A 25,766-nucleotide genomic window follows, 5' to 3' on the forward strand; every position below is an offset into this window, starting at 1 on the left:
AACGATGAAAGGGAAAAATGAAACGAACATTATTACTCATGGCGGTTGTGACAATCACAACTGGCGGCATCAAGGCGCAGTCGGTCACTTACAACCACGATTCGCCGAAACAGAATCAGATTACGGTCATGGAAACCGGCACGGGTGCTCTGTCGCCCGAACTCTACTACACGCTGCTGCACAACAAATACAAGAAGTCGGCGGCGAGTAAGAACAAACTGTCGTTCCGCACGCTGGCGGGTGTGAACCTGTACAACCAGACGGACGAGGCGGAAGCCATCGACTCAGCGCTGGTCAAGCGTGCCGAAATCGAGGCGCTGAACGTGGCCGACCGGCAGATCGACCTCGCGTGGCTGGCCGAAGGCGATAAGATAAACGCTCAAATGGAACGGCTTCAGCGTAACATCGACCGAATCCTCCTTGCCGGAGGCACGACGGACGACAAGGAACGGTGGACGGAATACTACCACGTGTACCAGTGCGCCATCAACGCCACCAAGGATGCCTATATGCCCAATGCGCAACGGAAGAAGGAATACCTGCGGATTTATGAGGACGTGGTACGACAGAACGAGATTCTGGTCGGTTTCCTTGCCCGAAGACAGAACGCTACGGTTACGGACGGGCTATTGAACGCAACTGTCGACCGGAGGCTGAACAAAGGCGGTATCGTCCGAGAGGCAATGGGCCGGTGGAACGAATCGCGTTTCACAGTGCGAGGGTCACAATCGGACGGTGGCACGGATACAGGAGACGGAGACGAGACGGTAAACAGAGGGAACTAAAAGCATATAACCTATGGCAGACGGAAACATACTTTCAGATTTCGGTATCGACCTCTTGGAAGAGGAGATCGACGACGTGATTTTTCAGACCAACGAGTTCCTGACCGATGCGACCTTTACGGGGTCACAAGGACCGTTCTGGTGGATATTGCAGATGTGCATGGCGCTGGCCGCACTCTTCGCCATCATCATGGCGGCAGGTATGGCGTACAAGATGATGGTCAAGCACGAGCCGCTGGACGTGATGAAACTTTTCAAGCCGTTGGCCGTGTCGCTCATTCTCTGCTGGTGGTATCCTCCAGCAGATACGGGCATGGCTGGCAGCGGGAGCAACTGGTGCTTTCTGGACTTCCTCTCCTATATTCCGAACTGTATCGGTTCGTACACACACGACCTCTATGAGGCCGAAGCCTCGCAAATCTCGGATAAGTTCGAGGAAGTGCAGGAATTGATTTACGTGCGCGACACGATGTACACCGCCCTTCAGGCGCAGGCCGATGTCGCCCATACGGGTACGTCGGACCCAAACCTCATTGAGGCGACGATGGAACAAACTGGCGTGGACGAGGTTACTAACATGGAGAAGGATGCAGCGAAGCTGTGGTTCACGTCGCTGACTTCGGGGGTCATCGTGGGAATAGACAAAATCATCATGCTGATAGCCCTTGTGGTATTCAGAATAGGTTGGTGGGCCACGATTTACTGCCAGCAAATTCTTTTGGGAATGCTCACCATTTTCGGACCTATCCAGTGGGCGTTCTCGCTCCTGCCCAAATGGGAAGGTGCGTGGGCGAAGTGGCTCACGAGGTATCTGACGGTACATTTCTATGGGGCGATGCTCTACTTCGTGGGCTTCTACGTGCTGCTGCTGTTCGACATCGTACTTTGCATACAGGTAGAGAACCTAACGGCGATAACGGCAAGCGAGCAGACGATGGCGGCTTACCTGCAAAACTCCTTCTTCTCGGCGGGCTATCTGATGGCGGCAAGCATCGTGGCCCTAAAATGCCTGAACCTCGTCCCCGACCTTGCGGCATGGATGATACCGGAGGGTGACACGGCGTTCTCAACCCGAAACTTCGGCGAGGGCGTGGCACAGCAGGCCAAAATGACGGCAACAGGCGCAATGGGTACGGTAATGAGATAACAAAGTAACGATAAATATTCAAACAAAATGGTCATCAAGAATTTAGAGAACAAAATCAAACTGGTCGGAATTATTTGTACCGCCTTTCTTGTGGGCTGCGTCATCATCAGCGTGTCGAGTATCTGGACGGCCCGCACGATGGTTACGGACGCTCAAAAGAAAGTATATGTGCTGGACGGCAACGTGCCCATACTGGTACGCCGCACGACAATGGAGGAAACGCTCGACGTGGAAGCCAAGAGCCATGTCGAAATGTTCCACCACTACTTCTTTACCCTTGCTCCCGACGACAAGTACATCCGCTACACGATGGAGAAAGCGATGTACTTAGTGGACGAAACGGGCTTGGCACAGTACAATACGCTCAAGGAGAAAGGTTTCTATTCCAACATCTTGGGAACGAGTGCCGTCTTTTCGATTTTCTGCGACAGTATCACCTTCAACAAGGAGAAGATGGAGTTCACTTACTACGGGCGGCAGCGTATCGAACGGCGCAGCAATATCCTGATGCGCGAACTGGTTACGGCGGGACAGCTCAAGCGTGTACCCCGGACGGAGAACAACCCGCACGGGCTGCTCATTGTGAACTGGCGCACACTGCTGAACAAGGACATCGAGCAAAAGACAAAAAGCAACTATTAACTCTACCAGTCCTATGAATATCAAAGGATTCAGACGTATGCTGTTCGGCGAGAAGATGCCGGACAAGAACGACCCGAAATACAAGGAGCGCTACGAACGCGACGTGGATGCCGGGCGACGCTTCGCCAAAGCGACACGTATCGACAAGGCAGTGGCCAAAGTACAGGGTTTCGCCAACGCCCACCGGACGCTGTTTCTCGTCATCGTATTCGGCTTCGCCATCTGCGGGCTGACATGGAATATTTACCGCCTGACGGTGGTGTACCGCCATCATCCAGTCCGCCGAACGGCCACGGAAATGCAGGATTCCGTGCTCCGGGAACGGCATAAGATGCTTTCCGTACCGCATGTACGAAGATTCGATACGAAGGAAAGCGGTACGGAAAGGCCGGAATAGAACGGCAGGCTTATGAATATGCCGTTTGAGAGAACTATAAGCAAGTATGTGCAACTCAATTAAAGGGAAACAATGAACAATATCTTCAAGAGAATCAATTTCAGGCAGCCGAAGTATATGCTTCCGGCTATCCTCTATATCCCCCTTCTCGGCACGTCGTACTTCATTTTCGACCTGTTCCATACCGAGAAGGCCGAGGTACAGGACAAGACACTCCAGACGACCGAGTTCCTGAATCCCGAATTGCCAGACGCCCAAATCAAGGGCGGCGACGGTATCGGCAGCAAGTATGAGAACATGGCCAAATCATGGGGCAAGATACAAGATTATTCCGCTGTGGACAACATCGAGCGGGACGAACCGGACAATAACCAAGAGGAATATGAATCGCAGTACACCGAAGAGGACATCGCCCTGCTTGACCGGCAGGAAAAGGAGAAAGATCTGGCAGCGGAAGCGGCCGATGCCAAGAGGCGGGAGCAGGAAGCTCTCGCAGAACTGGAAAAAGCACTCGCCGAAACGAGGTTGAGAGGACAACGGGAGGTCATGCCGTCCGAAACGGACAGCACCGCAACGGCGGCTCCGCCAGACACGATGACGCAGGCCAAGGGAACCATCGACGAGGAAAGCCGTTCGGTCAAAGCTCCTGCGGAGACGGACAAGGCAAGCGAGGTGGTGAAGAAGGTAAAGACGACTTCGGACTACTTCAACACACTGGCGAAAGACGCTCGGGAACCGAAACTCATCAAGGCGATCATCGACGAGAACATCAAGGCCGTGGACGGCTCGCGTGTGCGGCTGCGCCTGCTGGACGACATCGAAATCAACGAGAGCGTGGTCAGGCGTGGTACTTACCTGTATGCCACAGTGAGCGGTTTCTCTTCCGGACGTGTAAAAGGAAGCATCAACAGCATATTGGTGGAGGATGAACTGGTCAAGGTCAGCTTGTCAATCTACGATACGGACGGGCTGGAAGGACTTTACGTACCCATCAGCCAGTTCCGCGAGACAAGCAAGGACGTGGCGAGCAGTGCCATGTCGGGCAGCATGAACATGAATACCAGCGGATACGGTAACAGCCTCGCCCAATGGGGTATGCAGGCGGTGAACAATGCCTACCAGAAAACGAGTAATGCCATCAGCAAGGCTATCAAGAAAAACAAGGTGAAGCTGAAATACGGGACGTTTGTGTATCTGGTGAACGGACGGGAAAACAGGAACTAAAAGGGCAGTGACAATGGAATCAGATATATCAAAACTTCATAAGGGAACGGACGGCTTCTATTACGAGGACTACATCGCTCCCGATAAGCCCGAAACATTCGTCGGGAAGCTCGTAAGTACCGAATGGTGGCACAAAGGGGTACGATTCGCCCTGATATGCAACTTTCAGGCAGAAGACGGGCGGAGGATTGCCTTATTCGCCTTCCAAAAGCATACCGGTTTTTACGGGCCGAGAGACGGTGCGGTCAATTTCAAACATGTGGAGAAGAATACCCTCTGGGAGTGTGAAATCCGGAAAACCCGGACGGAACGCTGTACCTGGATGAGCGCCCGGCAAATTGTAGAACCGAAAACAGACGCAATATGATAGAGACGGATCGCATTTACCTTATGGACTGCATGGAGGGCATGAAACAGATAGCGGATGGTAGCGTGGACGCCATAATCGCCGACCTACCTTACGGGGTGTTAAATCGCAGCAATCCGTCGGCGAACTGGGACCGCCAGATACCGTTAACAGCCTTGTGGGAGCAATACCGGCGGATTACCAAGCCGGACAGCCCCATTATCCTGTTCGGGCAGGGGCTTTTCTCCGCATGGCTCATGCTGTCGCAACCCCGGCTATGGCGGTACAACCTCGTGTGGCAGAAAGATCGGGTGACGGGACATCTCAATGCCAAACGTATGCCGCTCCGGCAGCACGAGGATATTCTGGTATTCTATAAAAAACAGCCGGTCTATCATCCGCAGATGACACCGTGTCCTTCGGAACGGAGAAATCACGGGAGGCGTAAAACGGAGGGATTTACCAACCGTTGTTACGGAACGATGAAACTCTCACCGGTACGCATAGCCGATGACAAATATCCGACCTCGGTCATCTTCATGCCGAAGGAACACAAGAAAGGTGCGTTCTACCACCCGACACAAAAGCCCGTGGCGTTGATGGAGTACCTGATACGGACCTACACCGACGAAGGCGATGTTGTACTGGACAACTGTATCGGGTCAGGCACAACCGCCGTGGCCGCTATCCGCACGGGACGGCACTACATCGGATTTGAAATCGAACAGGCGTACTGCGAGATTACCGAGCGGCGGATTCAGGAGGAACTGGAATGCAGGAACAAGGCACAAGAGGAAAAAGAGATAAGGGAAGAAAAACAAATCAATAAATCAATGACATGGACAAAAAAGGAATCGTAACGGCATTTCTTCTGGCGGCAGGGCTACTGGGAATGCCGAATGTACAGGCACAACGAACCTACGAGGAGATGGAACAACTTACGGTAAATGAACAGGTAACAACGGTCATCACGGCCTCGGAACCGGTACGCTTCGTGGACATCTCCACCGATAAGGTTGTCGGCGACCAACCGATAGATAACATCGTCCGCCTGAAACCGAAAGAGGGCGGACACGAGGACGGCGAGGTGCTGGCCATAGTGACCATCGTAACGGAACGCTACCGCACACAGTATGCACTGCTCTACACCACACGGGTGCGGGAGGCGGTAACAGACAAGGAAATCCAGTTGCAGGAACGAAACGCCTACCACAACCCGGCGGTCTCGATGTCCACCGTGGAGATGACACGCTTCGCCCGGCGTATCTGGAACTCGCCCGCGAAGATCCGCAACGTCGCCACCAAGGCACACCGCATGACCATGCGGTTGAACAACATCTACGCCGTGGGAGAGTATTTCTTCATCGACTTCTCGATAGAGAACCGGACGAACATACGTTTCGACATTGACGAGATACGGGTGAAGCTGGCGGACAAGAAACTGACCAAAGCGACTAATGCGCAAGTCATCGAACTGGTCCCGGAACTGGTGCTGGAGGCAGGCAAGACGTTCCGGCACGGCTACCGGAATGTGGTCGTGGTTAAGAAAATGACGTTCCCGAACGACAAGGTACTGACCATCGAGATGACGGAGAAACAAATCAGCGGGCGTGCCATCAGCCTGAATATCGACTATGAGGACGTGCTGTCGGCCGATTCGTTCAGCACGGCATTGCTGGAGGAGGAATGACAATGAGAAAGACGATTATCCTGACGATTGCCTGCATGTGCCTCGCCGTCGGTGCGAATGCACAACGGGGCAGCGGCCGCCTTTCGCTCAGTGCGGGGCTGCTGTACAAGAACGGGCTGGACGTGACGCTGGCCTACGAACACGAGATGAACTACCGCCATGCGTGGGAGTTCTTTGCCAACGGCTACCTGCAATGGGCAGAGTGCGAATCCTGCAAGCATGTATGCCCGAAATCTTTCTGGCAGAATTACCGTACCTACGGCTTCGGCGTGGCTTACAAACCCTGCGTCACGAAGGGACGCAACCATTACGGAAGCCTCCGTATCGGGGCTTCGGGCGGAAGCGATACGAGGAAGTTCCTTGTCGGGCTGCATTTCGGCTACGAGCACAACTATGTGTTGCGGGCGGGCTGGACGCTATACTGGCAAGTCAAGGGAGACGTGATGATAAAGGGGGCCGATGTGCTGCGTACAGGGGTCGCCCTTGGTATTAAACTACCTATAAAATAAGGGAAATATGAAACAGAACATTATCAGAAAGGCTTGCCCGATTTTGCAGGCTGTCTTTATGTCCGGGGTGTTGGCCGCCTGTGACGCACATATCGAAGTACCCGACACGGCAGTACGTCCCGGGCACGTCCTCTGTGTGGACGGCAAGGCCGTGCCGTACAGCGAGTACGAAAATTCCGGGAAACAGGCGATTGCCGTCGTCTTCCATACCTATTCCGACGGAGAAACGGAAGGCAACGGGTATGCCGTTTATCTGTGGGACATGGCACCGAAGGCTTTCGCCGACAGCCTCGGCGTCGAGCAGGGTACGTCGGCAGACATCACGGCATACGACGGGAATGCGAACACGAATGCACTGCACGGGACGGACGAAACGACTTCTCCGATGGCCGAATCCGTTTTTGCCCTGTGGAAATACGGGCAGAGCGCCTATGTGCCCTCAGTGGCGCAGATGCGTCTGCTGTACGCGGCACGTGGCATCATCAATCCGGTCATCGAGAAATGCGGCGGAGACCCGCTTCCGACTGAGGCCAACGAGTGCTGGTACTGGACATCGACGGAGGTGGAAGGACAGCAGACGGTCAAAGCATGGCTCTACTCGACAGCCAGCGGAGCCATGCAGGAAACGCCCAAGACGCAGGCGCATAAAGTGCGTCCCATTATAACCATCAACAACTGAATTTATGATTATGAACGGAATTAAAGATTTCAATGCACCACAATATGTGGATATAGTACATCCGGACAAAGGATTTTTCGGGTATCTGTTGAGATGCAAATGTCCTAAGCAAGAGGACGTTTCCGGTAATTACATATTCCTCGATGATGGAATAGACTGCTACGAGAGGTTTCCTTCCGCAAAGAACCGCAGGGAAGAAATCCGGACGGAATGGAACGGTCGTATCAGCCATTACCATGATATTTTCCAAGGGCAGCTCTACTATGTCAATAAAGAATTGATTGAAGGTTTCATTGATTTCATGACTTGTGGCTCTGACGATGCTGTCCGGATTTTCCTTGAGAAGTTTACAGCGGAAGTACGGGCTTCTGCAATATATGACGCTTTAAGGCTTAAACCTCTATATGCAGTTTCCCATGTCTGCCAGCTTACTGCTGATAACCGTATACAATGGCCTCATATCCATGTCCTCTGGGGCATTAAAAAGAATTGACATAGCAATGGAAGAGAGCAAGGAATTACAGGGATTTTACCAGATATTCCGTGCGGTGGTGTATGTTTCCGTCCTCATGGAGTTCTTCGAATATGCCATCGACCCGGCGACCTTGGACCACTGGGACGGCATCCTTTGCAATATTCACGGACGTATTAAGCAATGGATGATATACAACGACGGGAATCTCGTGTACAGCAAGTTAGCCACGATACTGCTTATCTGCATCACCTGTCTCGGAACACGGAATAACAAGCATTTAGAGTGCAATGCACGCACTCAGGTCGTGTACCCGCTTGTAGGCGGTCTGTCGCTGCTCGCCCTGTCGGTATGGCTGTTCAACCACCCGATGGAAATACGACTATACACCCTGCCGCTGAACATCATTTTCTATATGGCGACTTCCCTTGCGGGTGTGATACTGGTACACATTGCACTGGACAACATACCAAAGTTCACCAAGGACGGTCTGATGAAAGACCGTTTCAATTTCGAGAACGAGAGCTTCGAGCAGTGCGAGGAACTGATAGAGACCCCGTACAGCGTGAACATTCCCATGCGGTACTATTACAAAGGCAAATTCCGCAAAGGCTGGACCAATATAACCAACTGTTTCCGTGGAACATGGGTCGTCGGAACACCGGGATCGGGTAAGACATTCAGCATTATCGAGCCGTTTATCCGACAACATTCGGCCAAGGGATTCGCAATGGTGGTCTATGACTACAAGTTCCCGACGCTGGCCACGAAACTTTATTACCACTACAAGAAGAATCAGAAGCTCGGCAAAGTGCCTAAAGGGTGCAAGTTCAACATGATTAACTTCGTGGACGTGGAATACAGTCGCCGAGTAAACCCTATCCAAGCGAAGTACATCAACAACCTCGCCGCGGCGAGCGAAACGGCAGAGACGCTGTTGGAGAGCCTGCAAAAGGGCAAGAAAGAGGGAGGCGGCGGCAGCGACCAATTCTTCCAGACATCGGCTGTGAACTTCCTCGCTGCCTGTATCTATTTTTTCGTGAACTATGAACGCGAACCTTACGATGCCAAAGGGAACAAGTTGTACGCCGAGAAACGGCAAGACCCCGAAACGAAGTTCTGGAAACCGACAGGCGTGGTGCGGGACAAAGAGGGCGGAGAGATCGTGAATCCGGCCTACTGGTTAGGCAAGTATTCGGACATGCCGCACATCCTTTCGTTCCTAAACGAGAGCTACCAGACCATCTTCGAGGTACTGGAAACGGATAACGAGGTAGCACCATTACTCGGCCCGTTCCAGACGGCTTTCAAGAACAAGGCAATGGAGCAGCTGGAGGGTATGATAGGCACGTTACGTGTCTATACCTCGCGCTTGGCGACCAAAGAGAGCTACTGGATATTCCATCGTGACGGGGACGACTTCGACCTGAAAGTGAGCGACCCGAAACATCCGAGCTACCTGTTGATAGCGAATGACCCGGAAATGGAAAGCATTATCGGCGCTTTGAACGCCTTGATATTGAACCGTCTCGTTACCCGCGTAAATACTGGGCAGGGCAAGAACATTCCCGTGAGCATCATCGTCGATGAGCTGCCGACACTGTATTTCCACAAGATAGACCGCCTGATCGGTACGGCACGAAGCAACAAGGTAAGCGTGACGCTCGGCTTCCAAGAGCTGCCGCAGCTTGAAGCGGATTACGGAAAGGTAGGTATGCAAAAAATCATCACGACGGTGGGCAATGTGGTGAGCGGTTCAGCCCGTGCCAAGGAGACACTGGAATGGTTGTCCGGCGACATTTTCGGCAAGGTGGTGCAAATCAAGAAAGGCGTTACGATAGACCGGGACAAAACCTCTTTCAACCTGAACGAGAATATGGACAGTCTCGTGCCCGCTTCGAAAATCTCGGATATGCCGACAGGCTGGATATGCGGACAGACAGCACGAGATTTCATCAAGACGAAAACCGGTATGGGCGGCTCGATGAACGTGCAGGAAGCGGAAGAGTTCAAAACCTCGAAGTTCTTCTGCAAGACGGATTTCGACATGAAGGAAATCAAGAAGGAGGAAGCGGCGTATGTACCGTTACCAAAGTTCTACACGTTCAAGTCGAGGGAGGAACGGGAACGCATTCTTTACCGGAATTTCGTGAATGTGGGAATGGAGGTAAAAGAAATGATAAAGGACGTTCTGAACAAACGAGGGGCTAAATAGGATTCCGATATGAGGGAAAGTAAAAAAAACGCCTGCAATGATTTCGTGTCCATTGCAGGCGTTTCTTGCTCCCTATCTATTGTAGAAAATCCTGTGGTCCAAAACCAGCTTCTTGCGGTCCCTAAAAAAATCATTGATAAACAATGTGTTATAATCTTGCGGCCCAAAATCGGTTTCTTGCGGCCCTACACGAAAGAAGGGAAATCAGGTGTTTTTATATAACGGGTATATTTACCAGCCCCCTCTTTTTGTATAATACCAGCATCTTCCATTTTGGAGATAAATGCCCGAACCTGTTTTTCGGACAATATATCTGCGAATATTTCCTTGAGGGCAGCCCGGTTGATAAAACCATTTTTACGGAAACAATCCGATACCGACTTAAGATGGTTCATATTCAATCCTTTCAGTTTTTCAGCCGCTTCATTCCGGTACTCTTCCGACAAGCGGTAAGCTCCATTTTCGTCTATTACAAGACCTTCTTCAGATAATTTTCTCAAGATATTCCCTTCAAGTCCCTCGTAATCCCTCATTGCGATTTTATACAAAGTCAGCAATTCAAAGACATTCAGTTGTTCAGCAGGTGTCCTTTTGCTCTGCTCGTTCCTGATGAAAACGACAAAATCCTTATCCAGTACGGGAGCCTTGAACGTGAGACTTACCTGATAGGGGTCTGTTCCCGAATAATCCGGCAGTGCCTTTCCCTCCATGATACAGTTGTAGAACATCTTGTCAACCCCTTGGCCGGAACGCTCCACCAATCCTGTCTTCTGCAATATCTCACTCATCAGTTTACTACGCGGAACGCTGTTTACCGTCAAGATGTTATTTATATCCACACCTGAAGGGAAACCACCGGCATTGGTAATGGTTATGCTGTCGGGATATTGCTTGATGACCACATCGCTCTGAATCAACATCGAACGGTGGCAGCAGGCATTCAAGATTGCTTCCCTGATAGCCTCCTTGTTGAATGAAGGTATGTCAAATATATATGGGCCGTCATTGTAATGCAGAAGCGGATTGCTTGCCGGTTGGTTAATGTAATCCCAAACCTTGTCAATGGCTATAAACAGTGGCAGCTGAAATTCCTTGCGTGCGGTGTATTGTATCATCGAGTGATACATCCTGAACTCCACGACAATGTTGTTCTGCGGCAGGTATTTCCGTATGGCTTCGGGCTTTCCGAGCAGGATAAGCGCCGCATAGTTCAACTTTCCGTCTTTCAACAAATCCAAATCCGACAACACCTGTTCGTCGGGGTAAGTCCGGAAAAGTGGATTTTCCTGTTTACGGGCATACTGGCTCTTCATTTCCGCAATGGCTTCCTTATCCAGATCCCCTATGGTAAGCCCCTCGCATATCTTGGCCGAGAAATCCGGTTCCTGTTCCGACAATATCCTGAATATTTCGGCATCGGACATTTCACGCAGGCTTTCTCCGGTACGCATGAGAGGTACGCCCTCAAACCTCAATAGTCTGCCTATCGGCCGGGAGGGTACGGAGAGGACAAGCACACGCTTACCGTCCTCGTAAAGCTCGGTCGCTTCTATCCTTATTCCCAACCTTTCGTAAATTTCATCCGTGAGTTCTCCCACTTTGTCTTGGGCAAAATCCGAGCCGACAACCGTATGAGGCATTTTATCCGCCATACCCAATACCAGCCGCCCGCCTTTTTCATTCGCCAAAGCGACAATATACCCCAACACACACCGCCGCCTTTCTTTCGGATCAACATGCTTTCCACCTGCAAACGGGTAATTCCGCTTTGCTTCCTTAAATTCTATATGGTCTTCGCTTTCGCGTAGTTGTTTCAAATCCTCAATCATCATTTCCATAAATGTAATTTCGGTATAAAATAGAGTGCAAAGGTATAAAAAATGTGGGAGATACAGGGTATTTACAGCTATTTCTCTTAAATACAAATTAAGTACACATCAATAAAAATCGATATGTACTTAATTCATATAAAACTGTTTGCAGGTTCACATCATAAAAGTACAGTACCTCTATCCCAGTGTGAAGTTTGTTTTACGAACGACCGAAATCGCTTACGAACGACAAATTTTGTGTCACATAAAATAGAAGATCACGAAAATAAGGGACTGTTGTCAACCGGCATAAGCTCCGCTGGGCAAATGTTCATTTAGTGCATTTACAATATCTTCTCTTGCCGAATTAGAATCGACGGACATCGTTAATCCTCCTGATTGATTCGGTGATAAACTAAGATTAGTACAGCCATAGTCTCTTTGAATATAGCCATATGCTATTCTCACAGCCTTTTTATCTGTCGTTCCATTGATATTAATTTCATGTGTCATAATGTAAATATGATTAATTTCCTACTCTTTGAAGGGCTTTTCGGATTCCGCCCGTTATTATTTTGTGAACCTGCACCGCAAATATAAGGGGAACAGGCAGCCACAGACAATCCGTTTTACGAACGACCGAAATCATTTACGAACGGCAGATTTTTATCCATTTCCATCGTATCATGCACAGAAAAGCCGTACCCTGTTCGTTTTCCGACAAGGCACGGCTTTCATCCCCCAAAAAGAGGAATCAGACAGTGACAACAGTTACATATAAATTCTGTCGCTCCTGTTCGCAGAATTTATCGTACTCGGCTTTGTCCGTACCGCTTTCGATAGCCCGGTCGATGACACCGCCCAGTTCGTCGAAACAAACCTCGCTGTTCACACATTCCACGTCCATTCCCTTCACAAGATAAACCTCGTAATAATCCGAGCCATTGAGCACGACGATGACATATCCCGCGTGCAGTCGTCCATTTACCTTGATGCGGAGTGCCGGCAACTCCCTGTACAGGGTGGCGGCAAATTCTTCGATACTCCACGACATGAGGACGGTCATGGGGGTTAATGTTACTAACTGTTCCTTAATGATCTGTGCAACCTGCATTACATATTCTTTTTCCATAACTCTAAGTTTATAAATTATCGTTCCAAGATTTTTACTCGAACCAGTCGGGGTTACTCTCTTTGAGTTCGGCAATCAGTTCGTTTTCGGGAAGCTGAATGCTTTTCTCGTCGGTGAAGTAGAAAACCTCGTCGTAGATACTTTCAGCTTCTTTGCTGGCGAAACCTTCGTTTTCGTCATCGAAACTGCAGGGCTGCAGGGCATCCAGCAGGGTGGTCGGGGCAATCAGCAATTCTTCGCCATCGTTGGCTTCCACAATACGGCATACATAGCTCTTGCCGCCAAATTGAATTTCATTTGTTCTCATATTATCCTCCTTATCTTAATGGTATATTACGTCCGTGTTCATTGAGGTATTCCATGATGCGCTTCGCTTCCTCGTGCGAGGCTTGGTTCCGTTCGTCATAACGCCGGTTGTCGTCCGCCATGACCTTGATACACGCCTTAATCAGGCGGTAGAGGCTTTGCTGAAGCGTGGGGTGCATGTCGGGGATTGCCGCTGCGAACCATTCGGGGTTGAAACTGAAACTGTTTACCGCCATTTCCCAATCTTTGGCGAGGCGGTACTCTTTGCTTTCTTTAATGTCCATATTCTTGAATTTTAATAGTTCTCGTTGCATATTCTGTCAAGTTCCCTAATTATGGGTGTCACCTCTTTTCCTGTAAGACTTTCTATGTCATACAGCAAATGCTCCAAGCGGTCATACGCCTTTTCTCCCGCTTTTGTAAATTCTCCGGTGCTGTCGAATGCGTTACCTTCACACCCCAGTTCTTGCAATAATTCTTCTAATGTCTTCATTTGTTGAATTTTTAACGTTTGTTTTTCTTTCCCTCTGCTCGGCTTCCTTGTTACCGGAGCCGCTTCGGGTTTTATGGTGCTTTCCGGGGCTGGCGAAAAAGCCCTTTCCGACGTTTTTTCTTGCCAATTACGCTTCGCAGAAGGAAGAATTTGCAAGAAATGCAATTCAAAACGACGGAATCAGGCGCGACAGCCCATATTTGCACCGATAAAAACCGATGCGGTGACGGACAGGAAAGCCAGACGGAAGAGAATACGGAAACCTGAAAGCAATAGAAAAGGACGACTGGAAGCTAAAAAAGAGAAATTATATATCTATATATGGATAATTGTTCGTATATTTGTATATAAATAGTGATATATTGATATTATGGAAGCAACGAACTATACTACAAACAGTGATATGCTGACACTTCTGGCGTCGCGGGTCAAGGAGTACCGTCTGGCAGCCCGCATGAGCCAAAAGGAACTGGCCGAACAGTCGGGCGTGAGCCAGACGACAATCAGCCATTTTGAACAAGGGGTCAGCCGTAACCTGACCTTGGCCAATTTCATCTCCCTGCTGCGTGCGCTCGGTCAGGAAGAGCGGCTCGCAGAGATTCTGCCGGAACTTCCCATGCCGCCGATGGCGCTTCGGGAAATCGAGAAACTGATACCTAAACGAGTAAGGAGGGGTAAGAAATGATAGAAAGTCTCGATGTAATCCTATGGGATAAAAAGGTCGGCACGCTTGTCGCCAATCGGGAAGGACACCGCAGCAAAGCCTGTTTCTACTTCGACAGCGATTATGTCCGCGACGGCTATGACATCGCCCCGCTCCGTGCGCCGGTAAAAGGGGTTGCCGCACAGCGCGGCCTGCCGGTCTATCCCGATGAAGAGCGGCTTTTCGGCGGCCTGCCGTCGTTCATAGCCGATTCACTGCCCGACCATTGGGGAAACACCGTATTCAACGAATGGGCCAAAGTGCATCATATCCGTATGAGGGACTTGTCCGCCCTCGACCGTCTTGCCTATATCGGACGGCGTGGCATGGGGGCATTGGAATTCGTCCCGCCCACTGCCGAGGAACTGGAGACACCGTTCAAGGTCAAAATCGCCGACCTCTACCAACTGGCCCGGCAGGCTTTCGAAGAAGCCGGACGGTTCAACGTCCCGGTATCGGGCAACCTGATGGTCGAAAGCCTGTTCAAGGTGGGCACGTCCGCAGGAGGGCGACGACCCAAGGCGGTGGTCAACGTCAATTTCGAGGAGGGACAATGTTACTCCGGACAGGTGGCGACCCCTTATCCGGGCTACACGCCGATGATCGTCAAGTTCGACGAACACCAGAAGATGCCGACGACACGGATAGAATACAGCTATTACCTGATGGCCGTGGATGCCGGGCTTCAGATGATGCCAAGCCGCCTGCTGGAAGGCGAGCAGACAGCGCACTTCCTGACCGAGCGTTTCGACCGCCGGAACGGCAAGAAGGTGCATATCCAGACATTGGCTGCCATGAACCCCTCGGCGGATTCTTACGAAGCACTGTTCGAGGTAGCTTGCCGTATCGGCGTGCCGCCGGGGGAACTCCGGCAACTGTTCCGCTCGATGGTGCTGAACGTGCTGGGCGGGAACGTCGATGACCATAACAAGAATTTCAGCTTCCTGATGGGCAATGACGGGGGTTGGCACGTTGCTCCAGCCTACGACTACACGTTCTCGGTCGATCCGGACGCGCCGTATTATGTAAACCGCCACAGCATGACGGTCAACAACAAAACGGAGGGCATTGCAGCAGAGGATTTGATGGAAGTAGCCCGCCGGTACGGTATAAAGGCCGCAGAGCCGTTCATAGAAAAGGCCATAGGTATCGTCTCGCGTTACCCGGAATACGGCCGGGAGGCCGGTGTCGGAGAGGAATGGATAAAGACGATAGAAAAGGAAATCACCGCACGAGTGGAATGCGTGAGCGACAACCGGACGGGCCGATTAAAATAGAACATGAGATTTCATGCAGGGAAAATGAACCCACCCGCTTTTGTGGCAGGTGGGTTTGTCATTGTCATTCCGCCCCTTTCTTGCTTAGGAGGGTCAACTGGTCGGGACGGTCGGGAAACCAATAGGCGTCGCTGTCAAGATACACGCATCTGCCACCGTTCCAAGGCTTCCTGAAAGCCAACACCTCTTTGGGGCCGAATACTACTCCATAATCGTTTGTAAATGCTACCATGTCGCCTACGGCCAAATCGTCCTCCGTTTCCATGACTTCGGAAAGGCGATTGTAAAACTCCATGCCTTCGGCTTCACGTTCCGCTTTCCAGCGCAAAAAATCCTCTTTGTGACTTCTGCCCGTGCTTATCGGCAATAATTCCGAAGGCAAAACCTCCGCTTCCGAAGTACCGGATGAAATCAGAATAATGCTGTCGTCTTCCATGTTTTCCGGTGCAGAAATCACTCGGTAAGCCCCGTCGGACAAACCGTTGTCCGGGTCATGCCAGTAAAGCAGATTCCCGGTCTTGATAAAATCGTATTTTCCCATTGTCTTGTAAGTTATTGATTATTTATTTCCCTTTTTTCGATCCCTTTCCTTCGGAACCGCTTCGGGGTTTTACTGATGCAGTACACGGTCATCGGTACAGCTTCATACGACGGCTCTTCTTGCCAATTACGCTTCGCTTGGGAAGGAAGAATTTGCAAGAAGTGCACTTCAAGCCGGCGAATCAAGCGCGATGTTCGACTTTCGCATCGGATAAAACCCGTGCGGTGAGGGACGGGAAAGCCGGACGGGAGAAACAGGCGGCTCGTGCCGCTATAAAAGGGAAAGAATGCAGTTATAAGAGGAAACGGGTGGTGGGGGGGGGTATTTGGGAGGCTGACTATAAAAGGACGAAAACGGGCGATAAAGACAAAGGAGATAGCGCACCGACTGTGTTATCGGTACGCCATTTTGTACATTCAAATTTCGGAACCCGATGCTTTTCTATTCGTGGAACAATCCTTTTTCAAAAACATTCTTCTCCGAATGGCTCGATGTTCGCTTTTTGAAAAATTTGCGGGTTATGCTGATAAAGAAGCGGCAGGTTCAACATAGCCATAGGGTATTCCACGAAGCCGCTCCTGCGCTTATACTCGGAATCGGTTGCCAGTCCGTTTTTCACCAAGAACTCCATTGCTTCGGGGTAATGATTGACGTCGATAAATGTACGGTCCGGCAGACCGAGTGCGTCCATTTCCTCCAAATTAACGGAAAGCACGATATATTCGTCTTCATCTTCCACCATTACCAAGGTGAGAGCTAACCAACCATTGCGGTAAAACTCTGGTACGAGGTAATACTGTTCGCCTCTGAACTCGTATTCTTTCTGCCTGAAAGAACTGTCCGGCTCTACGATTTCAAATTCATCTTCGCCTGTGGCAAAGGCTATCATAGGGTTACTGGCATCTACATACGCTTCACCTGCTTTGTAACACAAATACTCTTTGTTTTCCGAACGAACGATTGTAAATTGAATTTCCATAAACTTTTTTCGCTATTAATTGATTAAACATCGTTTTTATTTTTTCCCTTCTTTCGGAAGCCTTCAGGCTTCTCCCGTCGGGATTTGATTTTTACGTGCATCAAAGATTGCCTTTCAGGGAGAAACAGGCAAGGAATTTGGACAGAATTTTATAGTTGCGGTATTGAGCGTCCGCGAAATATGGACGATTGAAAATCGGGAAAGCTGCTGAAAAATTGTGTTCAAATAGCGTAGCGGTACTTGAATGTTCCTCCAAGGCAATACCTTTGCACCGGAAAAAGCATGTCCCGACGGGCAGAGCCGTCGGCGAAGGGATTTCCATACAAAAGGAAAACGAAGGGGTAAAAAGGGAGATCTGCCGGTGGCAGGTGCTAAAAAAGACAGCCGGGCTGCACTGCATGGCACAGCCCGGCTTCGGGCATTGCCGTACCGATGTCACGTATGCAGTCCTCACAGTTATCGTTACCTCCTTTTGTAGGTAATATGCAAATCAGCAGAACGGATTTCTCCGCCCTGCTTCTGAATTATGGTCAAGCTGCCGTTTCTTCAGGCTGTGGCAGTGCTTCGGGTTGCGCTTCTGCCGTGACTTGTGTTTCTTCGGTCTCGGCGGCTTCTGTCTGCTTCTCCTGCTGTTCCTTTACCAACAGCACGGCTTTGCGTTCCTCGATACGTTTATGGCGTTTCTCATACACCTCATTGTATTCACTTTCAATTCCGGCGAGCGTGTCGGGCATGTGCTTACGGGCAAAATCGAGCAAGAGGGTGGCGGCAGCGTTACTACCGTATGCGCCTTTGAAGCTCTCTATCAAGAAATCCCTACGGATAACGGCTTTCTGCTTGGCTGTGAGGTTGGCGATGATGTCCATCTTTTCTTCGTCCGTAAGATGTTGATAGACTTCTTTCTCTTCGATACCGAATATCTCGAAGTGTTCCTTGCGGAGAGACGACAGCAGGAAGAAATATATCATCTTTTCTTCGTCCTGCGTGAATTTGCTTTCGGACATATCGACATCCAAAATCTGTTTCTTGGTATCTTCTACCGTTTTCTCACGGGCTATTTCCTTGTTACGCTCGTCCTGCTTCTCCAGTTTCTCCATCGGGGAGAGCGTTTTTTCGGTTGCTTCGTTTGCATTGACGGTGGCACTTGCCTTATAGCGCAGTGTAATTTCTTTCTGCCCGATGCAGATATAAAACGTAAGTTCGCCCGTGTCGATTCGTTCATGGATTGACCTGCATTTTTCCATATAGTTGCTGAAATCCTGCTCGTACTCCTTGTATGCCTGTTCGTATTCCTCGATAGTGTCGTATTCTTCCTTTTCGGGAGCTACGGGCGTTTCGGGGTATGCCGTGGCATAGGTATTTAAATGCTCAACCTCGTACCCCATAGCGGTAAGGCGTTCCACTGCAACCACATTATTGTTGAAATCTTGGTAGCCCAACGATACGGAGGGGTATTGTTCCACAAACTGCAAGGCTTTCTCCACGAGATAGGAGGCGTTCATTTCGGCCAGACAACTCCGGTTGGCGCAATTTCCGCAACCACCCTCGCAGAACAACATCATGTTGTTGGTATTGTGGGGGCATGAGGCGCACAGGGTCTTATCGAATGCGTAACGGCTAAGGTCTGTCGTGAAATCCTGTTCGATAAACTTTGCTACCTCGGCGGCTTTCAGTCCTCGCCAACTGTTGTAAGAATCGGCTTTCAAATGCTTGTCGTACACCTCTTTCTGAATATCCGTACCGTACCGGCAAATTTCGCTCGCCACGCTGATTGTGATTTCGTCCTTTTCCAGAAGTTCGGCTATTTCGGGTATCAGTGAGACGAATTTCAAACGGGTACGGATATAGTTCTCGTTCTTGCCGAACTGCACGGCCAACGACTGCACATCATAGCGACCACTCTCTATAAGTTTTTGGTAAGCGTTGGCTTCTTCTATGGGGGTAACGTCCTTGCGTTGCAGGTTCTCCGTTACGGCCATTTCGGCGGCGGTCTCGTCCGAAACGTTCAGCAAGATAGCCGAAATTTCTTCCAATCCTGCCAAAAGGGAAGCACGATACCTGCGTTCTCCGAAAACAATCTCAAACTTTCCGCTTTCATCAATGGGGCGCACTCCGATAGGTTGCAATACTCCCTGCTGACGAATGCTCTCGGCCAGTTCGGCAAGGCTCACCTCGTCAAAGTACTTGCGTGGGTTATAACTGCTCGGCTGAATGTTTGCCAGTGCTACCGATACGATGTTTTTCTCTGCTACAGATTGAATGTTTGCTGTTTCCATAATTCATAAATTTTAAATTGTTATTAATTGATTGTTTGATTAATTAATGCCGTTTTTATCGGTGTCATACTCGTACATCTGCGGATTGTCGTACCCCTCGAACGATAGCCGGAACGTGTCGAAGTCTTTCCTGCTTGCCAGTCTGACGGTATCGTTTTTCCCGATGAAATAGGGTTCGAGCATTGTCCGAGACGGTGCGCCAAGCGTTACCCTGTCTGCCAACGTGCAAACTTTGTCGGGTTGTTCGGGCATGATATAACCCAGTGCGTACTCGTTGTAAACTACCAATTTGATTTTATCCATATCGCTGTCAATTTTAAGTTGTTTTTTTCTTTCCCTCTTTTCGGTTCCTTTCTCTGCCTGAACCGCTTGAGGTTTTACGGATGCGGTACACGGCTGTCGGTACAGCTTCATACGACGGCTTTTCCTGCCAATTACTCTTTCGCAGAAAGGAAGAATTTGCAGGAAATGCACTTCAAGCCGCCGTATCAAGCGCGACAGCAGACCTTTGCATCTGATAAAACACAACGGTGACGGCAGAGAATGAGACCGGGAAAGCGGTAAAGGAATCGGTAGAAAAGGAATATGCCTGTTAGGGTTAGAAAGGGAATAAAACGGGCAGCATGCCTGCGCTTGCAGGCAGGTAAAAAAGAATAGGCGGTAAGACTATAAAGGAGGAATGCGCCCTATGGAAACAGCGGGCGGGTAGAAAAGGACGCATGGCTGCCGTCTCCTTGGTGGGGAGACGCTGCAGCCATGATCTTTTTACTGTTCGTTCTTTTCCAGGTACTCTTTCATCGCCTCGTTCACGATGTCTTTCAGCGACATGTTCTTCTTGATGGCGAGGAATTTCATGCGGTTATGGATGCTCTTGTTGATGATAAAGTTGCAATGGACCGCCGTTTCTTTTTCCGTGGGGGCTGCTACCGGCTGCTTCCCGCCGGTAGATTTTTTCGTGGGCGACAGCAACCCGTCCAGTCCGCCCTTCATGCTGTCTTTCAGTAAATCGCTCTTGCTCATATCGGGTTATTTTAATTTCAGTACCTCTTGTGCCAGAGCCATGTAGTCCTTAGCTCCGTTGCTGTTCTTGCTATACTCGAAGATGTTCTTGCCCTTTATAGGCGCTTCGGCCAAAGATACATTGTCCCGTATAACGGTCTTGAACACCTTGTCGCAGAATGAATCCTTGACGAGTTCGGCCACGCTCTTGTTCAGCGTCTTACGTTTGTCAAACTGCGTAATGACGATACCGCCAATGGCGAGTTTCGGGTTCAAGCGTTCCTGGACGGTGGTAATCACGTTCATGATCTTGGCCATGCCGCGCATAGCGAGGAACTGTGCCTGTACCGGGATAATCAGGTAGTCTGCCGCAGTAAGGGCGTTCAGTGTCAGCAATCCCAGCGAGGGCGGACAGTCGATAAGGATATAATCGAATTTCCGGTGATCGAGCGATTTGGCTATCAGCCCGCTCAATATCAGTTCCCGTCCCGGCTCGTTGATGAGTTCGGCCTCGGCAGCCGAGAGATCGAGACAAGACGGTACGACGGTAACACCTCCTGCCGTTTCAACTAACGGCAAGGGGTATTTGCCTTTCATCGCCCCGTACACGGTCTGTTCCTCCTCAATGGAGAGGCCGAAGGATTCCGTGAGATTTGCCTGACCATCCATGTCGATAGCCAGCACGCGCTTTTTCTTTTGCTGCAAGGCCGCAGCCAGATTGATGGTGGTGGTCGTCTTTCCGACCCCGCCTTTATGGTTTAGAACCGCAATTATTTTTGTCATAACATATTGCCTTTAAATTCAATACAAAGATAATACTATTTTTAGTAATTACTAAATTTAGTATATACTAATTTACTACAATATATCATTTTAGTATATTAGTATTATAGTATTTACTATTATACTAAATATAGTATATGCTATACAGTAAGGCAGATTTGCTCTGTACTACAGTACTTTTTAAATGCAAGAATTAAGTGTATTCTTCAGAAAAAATCCTTCGAGTACACTTTACAGATGAGTACAAAAAAACAAGAGAATCCATAGCAATTATTGTAGCAATAGATTCTCTTGTCTAATAAGGCTTGGTTTATTTATCAGCAAATTTCAAATGAGAAAGGGTCAGAAAGTAAATCAATAGATATTTTACAAATTTACCAATACTCGATGGTTCGTTTCTCTGTATATTCTTCTGGAGCAGTATATTCATCGCCGACATAGTTCCCATTGTCATCATACTTATCGTATTCGGTGGTGTAGCTTACCTTCCGCTCTATCCAATTCTTGTGCTTGTCGAACTTGGTATAGGTATAGCGATAAGTGGTGTTACCTTCTTCCGGGTGCTCCTGTATCATCGTGGCCGGGTATTTGCTGTCACCTTCATAGCTGTATTTCCAAGTGACGTATGCCATGTGCGAAGTAAACTGATGACTGATGATACGATTGCGCTTATCAAACATATAGGTCTGGTCAAGTTCCGTGTTGGTATCAGCATCTGGACAAATATCCGTCCGCATACCATCTTTTGATTCGATGTTCACCACATAATCTCCCCATCCCTCCACTTTATAGGAAGTAGCTGTGGCATATTGATAGGCCGCTTCGTCTCCGAACTTGTTCTGCATGGCAATCAGATTGCCCGCCTGGTCAAATTTGAGTGATTCCTCATTGCCGTTTACCGACTTGACTTTACCGGACAACCCATAAATATCCGTTCCTTTGTAGCGTAAACTACCCATTAGGGCAGGTTGACCGTTTTCTTTTGCAGCTTTCATGGAAGCAATCGTTTCATCGTCCCAGTAATCAATGCTGCGGACAACTGTCAGGCTGGGAGCCTCACCCGCTTTGACAGCAGAAGAACGATCCCGATTCGATGTAAATCCGTCTCTGAAAGCCTTATAGTAGGTACGCAATGCAGGTATCTCATCGATGTTAGCCGGGAATGTAACGGTAGCTTGTGTCCAGTTTCCTTTTTCATCATATACATAATCGTAGGAGACGGTAAACGTCATGTCATCCACCCGCCAGTTGTTGCCTTTACTTTTATATACACCTCCGCTATACGTCCAAGTAGCCAAGTCTCCGTGTGAGTTATACGCAAAGCTGCTGGTACAAGTCAGTGTTTCGTTCCCCCCGTCAAATTCAACGGGAATCTTCTCTACGGCTTGTGTGCACAGATGGCCTGTATAGACATAGGTTGTCACCGATTGTCCTGTCTTGTAACTGTCGATGTCTTTCAAGAACATGTTCGTGGTCTTCGGTGTTTCAAAAGACTTCAAGTGAGCGAGCGAGTCAAACTGCATCTCATGAAGCGTCACGCCCGATTCATTGACCGTGCCATTCTTTTTTTCGGGCAGGATGGATTGCAATACCCCATTACCGTGATAGGCATACAGAAAAGTGGTTGTGTCATAATGTCCCCGCCCGTTCTTGTCGCGACGTATCAACCGACCTGCACTGTCGTATGTGAAGCCGTCATCTTTTTTCCGGCGTTTGTAACGTCCGTCATCTACCGATTTGATTTGGGTCAGATTGGAATTGCCGTTATATTCATACGAAATGACATCAAATCCGGTTGCACCCACATTGAAAGAAGTGCGCCGCTGTTCGGACAAACGGCCGTTAGGCAAGAACTCGTATTGCGAGGTGCTTGTCACACCCCATTGTGCATTGTGGTATTCGTAGGTGACCAGCTTCGGATAGTTGCGCAATCCCATCTTTGCCCAATCCGTAGGATAGTTTACGAAATAAGGCATCAGATGTTCCGCATTCATATCCACTCTTACCGGATCAAAATACACCTGAAGCGGTGTATAAGGCTGGTTGCTTTCTTCACTGCCACAGCTTGCTGCTCCTATCGACAGCAAGCAAGAAAGACCGACAGCTTGTATGGTCTGTAATGCTTTCATGTTCCGTTATTTTTGATTTGTTGGATGATTTTCCTTGCAGGGGACCTGCTTGGTGACAGGATGATAAGAGATATTCCAGACGGGATAAGCTCCGACCTTATCTACACAGCACGAATACAGATAACAGTTCCCGTGTATCGAACTTTCCGAACCCAGCAATCCGGAGATGTATTTGCATCCTTTTCCCGACACAATGATTTTGCCTTCATTCACCACCTGATGGAAAGAGGAACCTCCGAAACTGCCGATTACTCCTCCGATGGCGGAAAATTCAGCCAGCAGGTCATGCTTGATTTCGATGTTGCCTGCATTGTACAGATCCAACGGATAGATTCGTTCGTAGTTGTGAGGTGTCAGTTCGCCACATACCCCTCCGATATTAAATGTAGCAGATGTATTCTGTGTGTCCAAGCGGATGTTTCCCCAATTATGGAGATGCTCTATATCAGTTTCATTGGTTTTGAAAAGTCCGACAACACCACCGATGTAGCTATGATCAGGTTGGGCATCGGCCTTCCACTGCACGGTCAAATCGCCTTTATTCTCGACGCAGACATTCTCTTTGATAAAGATTTTACCATAATTGGTGGCCCTCCCGATGACTCCACCTATGTAGGCATCACTGCACGGATTAACGGTGAGGTTGCCCTCATTGATTACCTTGCCACGCAAAGCCACTTCCACTTCGGAGCCGTAGCTATCCAGGTCTCCGACAAGTCCACCCAGACAGAGTGTACAGATACCCTTATTGTCAGCGAATGAGATATCCACCTTGCTGGTACAATTCTTGATACACCCATTCTTGAACTTTCCCGCCAGAGAACCGGCAAGCAGGCTATAACCGTCTTCTCTCTTTTGAGCGTCGATGGTCATGTCACCTGCCAATGTCAGATCCTTGACCACAGCTTCTTTTTCACCACCCATTTCTTCAAACAGACCGACATCAAATACTCCTTTGGAACTCTCTTCAATGACCACCCGTATTCCGTCGAAGGTAATGGTATGTCCGTTGCCGTCGAACTCCCTAACCGGGAATTTAATCGGTGTCCATTCACCGCTGATTTCGATGTCCTTCACCAGTTTAATCCGCACTTCATCTGCTGGAATCTCCCTGCCTGCATCGGTGAGCAGCGTTTGTGCTTCCATGTTTTTATCCTTGATTTCGAACGTTTCGTTCAGGAAACGCAGTTCACTCTCTTTTCCGATTTCAAATACCTGTTCCGCCTCGTTGAAATGCAAGGCGGTGACTTTCTCTTCACACGATGTCAGCCAAAAAGGCAGGCAAGCGACAAGGTAAACCATTCTTTTCATGATGCTGCTCTTTTTACATATCTGCTGCATAATTCTCGCCCTCCATGATAAACATTCCCGACTCTTTCCAGTAATACACCACATAAGGCTCTACTTTCGACATTTCATTGATGTCCTGCGTGGGCATTCCACTAAAATAGGTAAAGACCAGTGCGTTACCCTCTATTTTTCCGGCATACGACTCCACGCTTGACATAGGAATGCTTTCACCTTGTGGAGGATACATGGTCGTTTTGACCATAAAAACTTGTTCTCCTTTCTTTTCCAGTGTGAAAGATATTAAGCCGTTGGCATAACTTTTTGTAAAGGCTGATTCTGGGATGGTATTATCTTTCAAGTAAAAAGCATACTCCGGAGAAATATATCCGATACGTTTGTCTTGGGCAGAAAGCTCTACCTTGAACCATCCCTTTTCTTTCCCCAAGAATCTGAAACTTTGTCCACGGTTGGCTTTCATTAAAGGACTACCCGATACAGGGGTGGAACGGACATTGATTTTATCTCCTCCACTGATGAATACATAGTTACATTTATCTTTCTGCTTAAACACTACCGGCTCTGAACCGGGTGGCAAGAAGGACAGTTCCTTCGTGGTGGGATTGTACTTGAACTCCGCTTTTTGTTTTCCCATACTGCTTTCTACGGCAACCGAAGCCTCTGTATTATCAATGTGATAGACGTCTACAATACTATAGGCAAGCCCATAGCCTCCTTCAAACACATTGTAAGCACCGTAACTGCCATCTGTCGGTGTGTTGTACAGGTCTATTTCCAACTGAATCTGGCTGTTGCCTTTCCAATATTCCCATTTGCCCACAAAGGGTTTTGTGTCATCTGCTTGTATAGACGCGTGTACACTCAAGAAGCCACAAACAAGGCTTATCAAACTTAGGCATATCAATTTTTTCATTATGCTGTTG

Annotated in this window: 29 protein-coding genes; 14 read left to right on the top strand and 15 right to left on the bottom strand. The window is 49.2% G+C overall.

Annotation, left to right across the window (positions count from 1 at the left end):
• The first annotated feature begins 17 nt into the window (after positions 1-17).
• From BQ5591_RS07040 to BQ5591_RS07095, 12 genes are all read left to right on the top strand, one after another.
• Positions 18-785 (top strand): DUF5045 domain-containing protein, encoded by a 768-nt coding sequence (locus BQ5591_RS07040; protein WP_004294454.1) that lies wholly within the window; start codon positions 18-20, stop codon positions 783-785.
• A 13-nt stretch (positions 786-798) separates the two neighbouring features.
• Positions 799-1,932 (top strand): hypothetical protein, encoded by a 1,134-nt coding sequence (locus tag BQ5591_RS07045; RefSeq protein ID WP_007219889.1) that lies wholly within the window; start codon positions 799-801, stop codon positions 1,930-1,932.
• A gap of 27 nt (positions 1,933-1,959) precedes the next feature.
• Complete coding sequence (traK, locus tag BQ5591_RS07050) at positions 1,960-2,574, top strand: conjugative transposon protein TraK (protein WP_004294450.1); 615 nt, start codon at positions 1,960-1,962, stop codon at positions 2,572-2,574.
• A 13-nt stretch (positions 2,575-2,587) separates the two neighbouring features.
• A complete protein-coding gene (locus tag BQ5591_RS07055; RefSeq protein WP_004294448.1) occupies positions 2,588-2,971 on the top strand; it encodes a hypothetical protein in 384 nt (127 codons plus the stop codon).
• A gap of 72 nt (positions 2,972-3,043) precedes the next feature.
• A complete protein-coding gene (gene traM / locus BQ5591_RS07060) occupies positions 3,044-4,195 on the top strand; it encodes a conjugative transposon protein TraM (protein ID WP_004294447.1) in 1,152 nt (383 codons plus the stop codon).
• Positions 4,196-4,208: 13 nt separating this feature from the next.
• On the top strand, positions 4,209-4,562 hold the full coding sequence (locus tag BQ5591_RS07065) for a hypothetical protein (protein ID WP_004294446.1): 354 nt from the start codon (positions 4,209-4,211) through the stop codon (positions 4,560-4,562).
• Complete coding sequence (locus BQ5591_RS07070; protein ID WP_004294445.1) at positions 4,559-5,401, top strand: DNA-methyltransferase; 843 nt, start codon at positions 4,559-4,561, stop codon at positions 5,399-5,401. Before BQ5591_RS07065 ends, BQ5591_RS07070 begins: the two co-directional genes overlap by 4 nt.
• The gene (gene traN, locus BQ5591_RS07075; protein WP_004294444.1) at positions 5,380-6,231 is read left to right on the top strand and encodes a conjugative transposon protein TraN; all 852 of its coding nucleotides are present in this window, start codon (positions 5,380-5,382) and stop codon (positions 6,229-6,231) included. Before BQ5591_RS07070 ends, traN begins: the two co-directional genes overlap by 22 nt.
• On the top strand, positions 6,228-6,740 hold the full coding sequence (locus BQ5591_RS07080) for a hypothetical protein (RefSeq protein WP_004294443.1): 513 nt from the start codon (positions 6,228-6,230) through the stop codon (positions 6,738-6,740). Before traN ends, BQ5591_RS07080 begins: the two co-directional genes overlap by 4 nt.
• Positions 6,741-6,798: 58 nt before the next feature.
• Complete coding sequence (locus BQ5591_RS07085; protein ID WP_017140658.1) at positions 6,799-7,419, top strand: Lcl C-terminal domain-containing protein; 621 nt, start codon at positions 6,799-6,801, stop codon at positions 7,417-7,419.
• Positions 7,420-7,423: 4 nt separating this feature from the next.
• Entirely contained in the window at positions 7,424-7,912 is a 489-nt protein-coding gene (locus BQ5591_RS07090; RefSeq protein WP_004294441.1) for a hypothetical protein, read from the top strand.
• Positions 7,913-7,919: 7 nt separating this feature from the next.
• Positions 7,920-10,106, top strand: a complete 2,187-nt coding sequence (locus BQ5591_RS07095; protein ID WP_004294440.1) for a type IV secretory system conjugative DNA transfer family protein — start codon at positions 7,920-7,922, stop codon at positions 10,104-10,106.
• A gap of 185 nt (positions 10,107-10,291) precedes the next feature.
• On the opposite strand, the gene BQ5591_RS07100 is transcribed toward BQ5591_RS07095, so the two are convergent.
• The 6 genes from BQ5591_RS07100 to BQ5591_RS07120 all read right to left on the bottom strand — a co-directional run bounded on the left by BQ5591_RS07100 (position 10,292) and on the right by BQ5591_RS07120 (position 13,848).
• Complete coding sequence (locus BQ5591_RS07100) at positions 10,292-11,944, bottom strand: ATP-binding protein (RefSeq protein WP_004294439.1); 1,653 nt, start codon at positions 11,942-11,944, stop codon at positions 10,292-10,294.
• Between the two features lie 273 nt (positions 11,945-12,217).
• Complete coding sequence (locus tag BQ5591_RS20690) at positions 12,218-12,430, bottom strand: hypothetical protein (RefSeq protein ID WP_004294438.1); 213 nt, start codon at positions 12,428-12,430, stop codon at positions 12,218-12,220.
• A gap of 241 nt (positions 12,431-12,671) precedes the next feature.
• Positions 12,672-13,049: a hypothetical protein gene (locus BQ5591_RS07105; RefSeq protein WP_004294437.1), complete on the bottom strand. Its 378-nt coding sequence runs from the start codon at positions 13,047-13,049 to the stop codon at positions 12,672-12,674.
• Positions 13,050-13,083: 34 nt separating this feature from the next.
• Positions 13,084-13,356 (bottom strand): hypothetical protein, encoded by a 273-nt coding sequence (locus BQ5591_RS07110; RefSeq protein WP_004294436.1) that lies wholly within the window; start codon positions 13,354-13,356, stop codon positions 13,084-13,086.
• A gap of 10 nt (positions 13,357-13,366) precedes the next feature.
• Positions 13,367-13,639 (bottom strand): hypothetical protein, encoded by a 273-nt coding sequence (locus BQ5591_RS07115; RefSeq protein WP_007219650.1) that lies wholly within the window; start codon positions 13,637-13,639, stop codon positions 13,367-13,369.
• A gap of 11 nt (positions 13,640-13,650) precedes the next feature.
• A complete protein-coding gene (locus tag BQ5591_RS07120) occupies positions 13,651-13,848 on the bottom strand; it encodes a hypothetical protein (protein ID WP_004294434.1) in 198 nt (65 codons plus the stop codon).
• A gap of 370 nt (positions 13,849-14,218) precedes the next feature.
• On the opposite strand from BQ5591_RS07120, the gene BQ5591_RS07125 reads away from it, so the two are divergent.
• Together BQ5591_RS07125 and BQ5591_RS07130 are read left to right on the top strand one after the other, a co-directional pair.
• The gene (locus BQ5591_RS07125; protein WP_004294432.1) at positions 14,219-14,533 is read left to right on the top strand and encodes a helix-turn-helix domain-containing protein; all 315 of its coding nucleotides are present in this window, start codon (positions 14,219-14,221) and stop codon (positions 14,531-14,533) included.
• Positions 14,530-15,828 carry a type II toxin-antitoxin system HipA family toxin gene (locus tag BQ5591_RS07130; protein ID WP_004294431.1) on the top strand — a complete coding sequence of 433 codons (1,299 nt, stop codon included), beginning with the start codon at positions 14,530-14,532 and terminating at the stop codon, positions 15,826-15,828. Before BQ5591_RS07125 ends, BQ5591_RS07130 begins: the two co-directional genes overlap by 4 nt.
• 64 nt (positions 15,829-15,892) lie before the next feature.
• Here BQ5591_RS07130 and BQ5591_RS07135 read toward each other — a convergent pair whose 3' ends face one another.
• The 9 genes from BQ5591_RS07135 to BQ5591_RS07175 form a co-directional block, all read right to left on the bottom strand.
• The gene (locus BQ5591_RS07135) at positions 15,893-16,369 is read right to left on the bottom strand and encodes a hypothetical protein (protein WP_004294430.1); all 477 of its coding nucleotides are present in this window, start codon (positions 16,367-16,369) and stop codon (positions 15,893-15,895) included.
• 463 nt (positions 16,370-16,832) lie between these two features.
• The gene (locus BQ5591_RS07140; RefSeq protein WP_004294429.1) at positions 16,833-17,348 is read right to left on the bottom strand and encodes a DUF4313 domain-containing protein; all 516 of its coding nucleotides are present in this window, start codon (positions 17,346-17,348) and stop codon (positions 16,833-16,835) included.
• Between the two features lie 530 nt (positions 17,349-17,878).
• Complete coding sequence (locus tag BQ5591_RS07145; RefSeq protein WP_004294427.1) at positions 17,879-19,624, bottom strand: ParB/RepB/Spo0J family partition protein; 1,746 nt, start codon at positions 19,622-19,624, stop codon at positions 17,879-17,881.
• Positions 19,625-19,663: 39 nt separating this feature from the next.
• Positions 19,664-19,927: a hypothetical protein gene (locus BQ5591_RS07150; protein ID WP_007219653.1), complete on the bottom strand. Its 264-nt coding sequence runs from the start codon at positions 19,925-19,927 to the stop codon at positions 19,664-19,666.
• Between the two features lie 462 nt (positions 19,928-20,389).
• A complete protein-coding gene (locus BQ5591_RS07155; RefSeq protein ID WP_004294425.1) occupies positions 20,390-20,644 on the bottom strand; it encodes a hypothetical protein in 255 nt (84 codons plus the stop codon).
• A gap of 6 nt (positions 20,645-20,650) precedes the next feature.
• Positions 20,651-21,406 (bottom strand): ParA family protein, encoded by a 756-nt coding sequence (locus BQ5591_RS07160; protein ID WP_004294424.1) that lies wholly within the window; start codon positions 21,404-21,406, stop codon positions 20,651-20,653.
• A gap of 374 nt (positions 21,407-21,780) precedes the next feature.
• On the bottom strand, positions 21,781-23,535 hold the full coding sequence (locus BQ5591_RS07165; RefSeq protein ID WP_004294423.1) for a hypothetical protein: 1,755 nt from the start codon (positions 23,533-23,535) through the stop codon (positions 21,781-21,783).
• 6 nt (positions 23,536-23,541) lie between these two features.
• Positions 23,542-24,846 (bottom strand): hypothetical protein, encoded by a 1,305-nt coding sequence (locus BQ5591_RS07170; RefSeq protein ID WP_004294422.1) that lies wholly within the window; start codon positions 24,844-24,846, stop codon positions 23,542-23,544.
• Positions 24,847-24,859: 13 nt separating this feature from the next.
• Positions 24,860-25,756: an SH3 domain-containing protein gene (locus BQ5591_RS07175; RefSeq protein ID WP_004294421.1), complete on the bottom strand. Its 897-nt coding sequence runs from the start codon at positions 25,754-25,756 to the stop codon at positions 24,860-24,862.
• Positions 25,757-25,766: the final 10 nt, after the last annotated feature.

Source organism: Bacteroides ndongoniae, assembly GCF_900108345.1.
Taxonomy (GTDB): domain Bacteria; phylum Bacteroidota; class Bacteroidia; order Bacteroidales; family Bacteroidaceae; genus Bacteroides; species Bacteroides ndongoniae.

Excerpts from the sequence above, each read along its gene's own strand:
- BQ5591_RS07170 (WP_004294422.1), bottom strand. The coding sequence starts at position 24,846 with ATGAAAAGAATGGTTTACCTTGTCGCTTGCCTGCCTTTTTGGCTGACA.
- BQ5591_RS07090 (WP_004294441.1), top strand. The coding sequence starts at position 7,424 with ATGATTATGAACGGAATTAAAGATTTCAATGCACCACAATATGTGGAT.
- BQ5591_RS07040 (WP_004294454.1), top strand. The coding sequence starts at position 18 with ATGAAACGAACATTATTACTCATGGCGGTTGTGACAATCACAACTGGC.
- BQ5591_RS07070 (WP_004294445.1), top strand. The coding sequence starts at position 4,559 with ATGATAGAGACGGATCGCATTTACCTTATGGACTGCATGGAGGGCATG.
- BQ5591_RS07115 (WP_007219650.1), bottom strand. The coding sequence starts at position 13,639 with ATGGACATTAAAGAAAGCAAAGAGTACCGCCTCGCCAAAGATTGGGAA.
- BQ5591_RS07105 (WP_004294437.1), bottom strand. The coding sequence starts at position 13,049 with ATGGAAAAAGAATATGTAATGCAGGTTGCACAGATCATTAAGGAACAG.
- BQ5591_RS07165 (WP_004294423.1), bottom strand. The coding sequence starts at position 23,535 with ATGAAAGCATTACAGACCATACAAGCTGTCGGTCTTTCTTGCTTGCTG.
- BQ5591_RS07125 (WP_004294432.1), top strand. The coding sequence starts at position 14,219 with ATGGAAGCAACGAACTATACTACAAACAGTGATATGCTGACACTTCTG.
- BQ5591_RS07135 (WP_004294430.1), bottom strand. The coding sequence starts at position 16,369 with ATGGGAAAATACGATTTTATCAAGACCGGGAATCTGCTTTACTGGCAT.
- BQ5591_RS07085 (WP_017140658.1), top strand. The coding sequence starts at position 6,799 with ATGTCCGGGGTGTTGGCCGCCTGTGACGCACATATCGAAGTACCCGAC.
- BQ5591_RS07120 (WP_004294434.1), bottom strand. The coding sequence starts at position 13,848 with ATGAAGACATTAGAAGAATTATTGCAAGAACTGGGGTGTGAAGGTAAC.
- BQ5591_RS07140 (WP_004294429.1), bottom strand. The coding sequence starts at position 17,348 with ATGGAAATTCAATTTACAATCGTTCGTTCGGAAAACAAAGAGTATTTG.
- BQ5591_RS07130 (WP_004294431.1), top strand. The coding sequence starts at position 14,530 with ATGATAGAAAGTCTCGATGTAATCCTATGGGATAAAAAGGTCGGCACG.
- BQ5591_RS07065 (WP_004294446.1), top strand. The coding sequence starts at position 4,209 with ATGGAATCAGATATATCAAAACTTCATAAGGGAACGGACGGCTTCTAT.
- BQ5591_RS20690 (WP_004294438.1), bottom strand. The coding sequence starts at position 12,430 with ATGACACATGAAATTAATATCAATGGAACGACAGATAAAAAGGCTGTG.
- BQ5591_RS07100 (WP_004294439.1), bottom strand. The coding sequence starts at position 11,944 with ATGGAAATGATGATTGAGGATTTGAAACAACTACGCGAAAGCGAAGAC.
- BQ5591_RS07080 (WP_004294443.1), top strand. The coding sequence starts at position 6,228 with ATGACAATGAGAAAGACGATTATCCTGACGATTGCCTGCATGTGCCTC.
- BQ5591_RS07175 (WP_004294421.1), bottom strand. The coding sequence starts at position 25,756 with ATGAAAAAATTGATATGCCTAAGTTTGATAAGCCTTGTTTGTGGCTTC.
- traN (WP_004294444.1), top strand. The coding sequence starts at position 5,380 with ATGGACAAAAAAGGAATCGTAACGGCATTTCTTCTGGCGGCAGGGCTA.
- traM (WP_004294447.1), top strand. The coding sequence starts at position 3,044 with ATGAACAATATCTTCAAGAGAATCAATTTCAGGCAGCCGAAGTATATG.
- BQ5591_RS07155 (WP_004294425.1), bottom strand. The coding sequence starts at position 20,644 with ATGAGCAAGAGCGATTTACTGAAAGACAGCATGAAGGGCGGACTGGAC.
- BQ5591_RS07150 (WP_007219653.1), bottom strand. The coding sequence starts at position 19,927 with ATGGATAAAATCAAATTGGTAGTTTACAACGAGTACGCACTGGGTTAT.
- BQ5591_RS07045 (WP_007219889.1), top strand. The coding sequence starts at position 799 with ATGGCAGACGGAAACATACTTTCAGATTTCGGTATCGACCTCTTGGAA.
- traK (WP_004294450.1), top strand. The coding sequence starts at position 1,960 with ATGGTCATCAAGAATTTAGAGAACAAAATCAAACTGGTCGGAATTATT.
- BQ5591_RS07145 (WP_004294427.1), bottom strand. The coding sequence starts at position 19,624 with ATGGAAACAGCAAACATTCAATCTGTAGCAGAGAAAAACATCGTATCG.
- BQ5591_RS07110 (WP_004294436.1), bottom strand. The coding sequence starts at position 13,356 with ATGAGAACAAATGAAATTCAATTTGGCGGCAAGAGCTATGTATGCCGT.
- BQ5591_RS07095 (WP_004294440.1), top strand. The coding sequence starts at position 7,920 with ATGGAAGAGAGCAAGGAATTACAGGGATTTTACCAGATATTCCGTGCG.
- BQ5591_RS07160 (WP_004294424.1), bottom strand. The coding sequence starts at position 21,406 with ATGACAAAAATAATTGCGGTTCTAAACCATAAAGGCGGGGTCGGAAAG.
- BQ5591_RS07055 (WP_004294448.1), top strand. The coding sequence starts at position 2,588 with ATGAATATCAAAGGATTCAGACGTATGCTGTTCGGCGAGAAGATGCCG.